At 37.1% G+C, this 2,860-nt stretch carries 2 protein-coding genes; both read right to left on the reverse strand.

Annotation, left to right across the window (positions count from 1 at the left end):
- Window positions 1-136: 136 nt before the first annotated feature.
- A complete protein-coding gene (abc-f, locus tag DQ356_RS11040; RefSeq protein ID WP_114304555.1) occupies window positions 137-1,723 on the reverse strand; it encodes a ribosomal protection-like ABC-F family protein in 1,587 nt (528 codons plus the stop codon).
- Between the two features lie 313 nt (window positions 1,724-2,036).
- Window positions 2,037-2,705, reverse strand: a complete 669-nt coding sequence (locus tag DQ356_RS11050; protein WP_114304557.1) for a hypothetical protein — start codon at window positions 2,703-2,705, stop codon at window positions 2,037-2,039.
- Window positions 2,706-2,860: the final 155 nt, after the last annotated feature.

Here is a 2,860-nt window from a genome sequence, read left to right on the forward strand (position 1 = left end):
TGCTTTGTGTATCTAAATTCTAAAAACGATAACTCCATAGACTGCCAAAAAAGCTCCCGAAGGTTCCGTTCAACAGGCTTTCATCTTGTGTCCTGCGGACAAGACGAAAGCTTAGTTATTAGCGGCTGTATTTTTGTCAAAGTCCAACTGTCCGTTCTATGTTTATTTGCTCTAAAAATGTTTCATCGTGCGACACAACAATTAATGTTCCTTGATATTCATTTATGGCTGTCGTCAAAATTTCTACATTTTGAATATCTAAATTGTTTGTCGGCTCGTCAAAAATAATAATATCGGGTGATTTACTGTTTATTGTCAAGCAACAAAGTAACAAACGCATTCTTTCGCCACCGCTCAACTCACCACAAGATTTGTCCCAATCTTCTTTTGTAAATAAAAAGCGGTTGAGCCGAGTTTTTATTTCGTGTTCTTGTAATGCAGATACATTGAATTGTTGGGCTTGTTCGTAAACTTTTAGTTTGTTGTCAAGCAAAGAATAGTCTTGGTCGATGTAAACCGATTTGTTGTCTGCTCGATAAATTGTTCCTGTTTGTGTTTCAATGTCGCCCAAAATGAGTTTTATCAAAGTCGTTTTTCCCGAACCATTTTGTCCTTTCAATGCAATGCGTTCGCCACTTGTAATTTGGAAATTCAAGTTTTCTGTCCAAAGTGATTGCGTGTTGTATGCGAAATTTATGTTCGTTGCTGTAAACAAAATTTTCCCTTTGTGTAATGCTGAATTGTCAAAGCCAAATTTCATTTTGTCAATGTCGGGCAATGAAGAACGAATTTCTTGCAAGTCTTGTGAAATTCCAATGATTTTTTCAGCGTGAACACTTTTGAGTTTTGATGTGCTGTTTTCGGCATTGTTTCGCAAAGTGTTCATCATTATTCTGGCAACACCTGCTTTTTCTTGTTTGCCTTTTCCACGATTGTCTAACTTTTGCTGTCGTTCCAAAGTTTCCCGTTCTTTTTCTTTGGCTTTTCGTAACGCTTTTTCCTTGCTTTGAATGTCTTGGCTCAAAGCATTGTTTTCAATTTGCTTTTGTTCTTTGTAAAAGTCGTAATTACCGCCATAAACTTTAATTCCGTGTTTACTCAATTCGCAAACAGTGTCTAACAGATTGAGTAATTTTCTATCGTGGCTTACAACAACCATAGTGCTTTTTGTGGTTTGAATGAAGTCATACAAAAGTTGTCGGCTTGCGATGTCCAAATGATTGCTTGGCTCGTCCAATAAAATCAATTCGGGTTGATGAATGGAAATTCCTGCCAAAAAAACTTTTGTTTTTTGCCCGCCACTCAACGCTTCCATTTTTTGCGACAAGTCTAAATCGGTCAGTTGCCAATCTTGTAAAGCGTCATTACAACGGTCTTCAATTGTCCAATCGTCATTGAGTAAATTGAAATTTTCTTCACTTGTATTTCCGTTCAAAATTTCTTTTAGAGCGTTTAATTTTTTGTCAATCTTCAATGCTTCTGCAATGGTCAGATGATTAAACTGGCCGAAAATTTGTGGAACAAAATACGGCTCAGTTTCAACGCTTATTTGTCCGTTGGATGGTTGCAATTCTTTGGCGATAATTTTGAGCAAAGTTGATTTTCCTGCTCCGTTGTTGCCGATTAACGCTGTCTTTTCGTGATTGTTTACTGTCAAATTGATGTCGCTAAACAGTAAATCCTTGTTTGGGTGTGTATATGAAATGTTTTGTAGAATAAGCATAATTTCTTTCGTTAAAAATGAAACAATACGACAACCACTTTGCAGTTGCTGTTATGATTTGTCTGAAAGAAATTATTTTTTACATTTCGTCTTACTTAAATTTTCGTGTCGGCAAATATACGATTTTTCTGTTTAGCACGGTTGGTCGTAATATAGCCGCTAACGTCCGGCGGCTTTGCGTTATGGGGGATTTTTAGCACTACTGTACATACGAAGCTCAAATATTGAACCTTGCACAAATGTTTCTACGAAGCACGTCAGCCCCCATAACGCAAAACTGCTGTTACCTGCTGGGCTTTCTCCGTTCGTCAATTTACTCGCCATATTCTTCTGCGTCTAATTCAATGTCTAACCGCTCAATTGTCGCCTTAAATATTTTTACCGCTTTTTCGTGGTCGTCAAAATAGTCTTCCCAAAATGAATACTCAACTGCTGCATATGTCTTGTCTACAAACTCCATTGGGTCAAGTTGTAGAGTATTGTCTTTAACAGTAATTGAATAGTTTGGTGGAACTATTTTGCCGTTAATTTCAAAGAGTTCTGCGGGTATAAAATATGGAGTTGTCTCGCTGTAAGAAGGGTCGAATATTTGAAAGCCGATTTGATTTGCTGATTTTTTCAAGTCAACAGAAATTCCTAAAATGTAATATTCATTACCAACTTTCAATTCCCAATTCCGTTCGCTTTTTCCGTTATAGTCAATCCCAACTGTCTTAATACAAGTCGCTTTTATTGCTTTTTGATTTGTCCTGATATAAGTTTTGAATTCTTCTTTTAGTCTTGGGCTTAAATTATCAAAAACAAGCTGTTTCAATTGTCTTATCGTCAAGCCGGAAAAATTTTCGCTAATAATTTCAAGATATGATTTTTCACCTACACATTCTTCAAAGTCAATAGCGTTTGAATTGTAAATCCAATGCTCAAAAGTCGTCTTGTCTTTTTCCTTCCAGAGTCTGTAAAATAGTTGTTCTTTAAAGTTCATTGTCTATACGTTGGTGTCGTCACAGCCTTGCAGGTAACGTGCCGCGTATTGGCGATGGGCGGGATTTTTAGCACTGAACTTTAATCGAAGAACAGAAGTTGAATTTTGCACTTCCGTTGATACGAAGCCGTTCAGCCCGCCTATTGCCAATACGA

The organism is Chryseobacterium lacus, from assembly GCF_003336205.1.
Taxonomy (GTDB): domain Bacteria; phylum Bacteroidota; class Bacteroidia; order Flavobacteriales; family Weeksellaceae; genus Chryseobacterium_A; species Chryseobacterium_A lacus.

What these genes read in the sequence shown, in the direction of transcription:
- DQ356_RS11050 (WP_114304557.1), bottom strand. Translation starts at nt 2,705, where the DNA reads ATGAACTTTAAAGAACAACTATTTTACAGACTCTGGAAGGAAAAAGAC.
- abc-f (WP_114304555.1), bottom strand. Translation starts at nt 1,723, where the DNA reads ATGCTTATTCTACAAAACATTTCATATACACACCCAAACAAGGATTTA.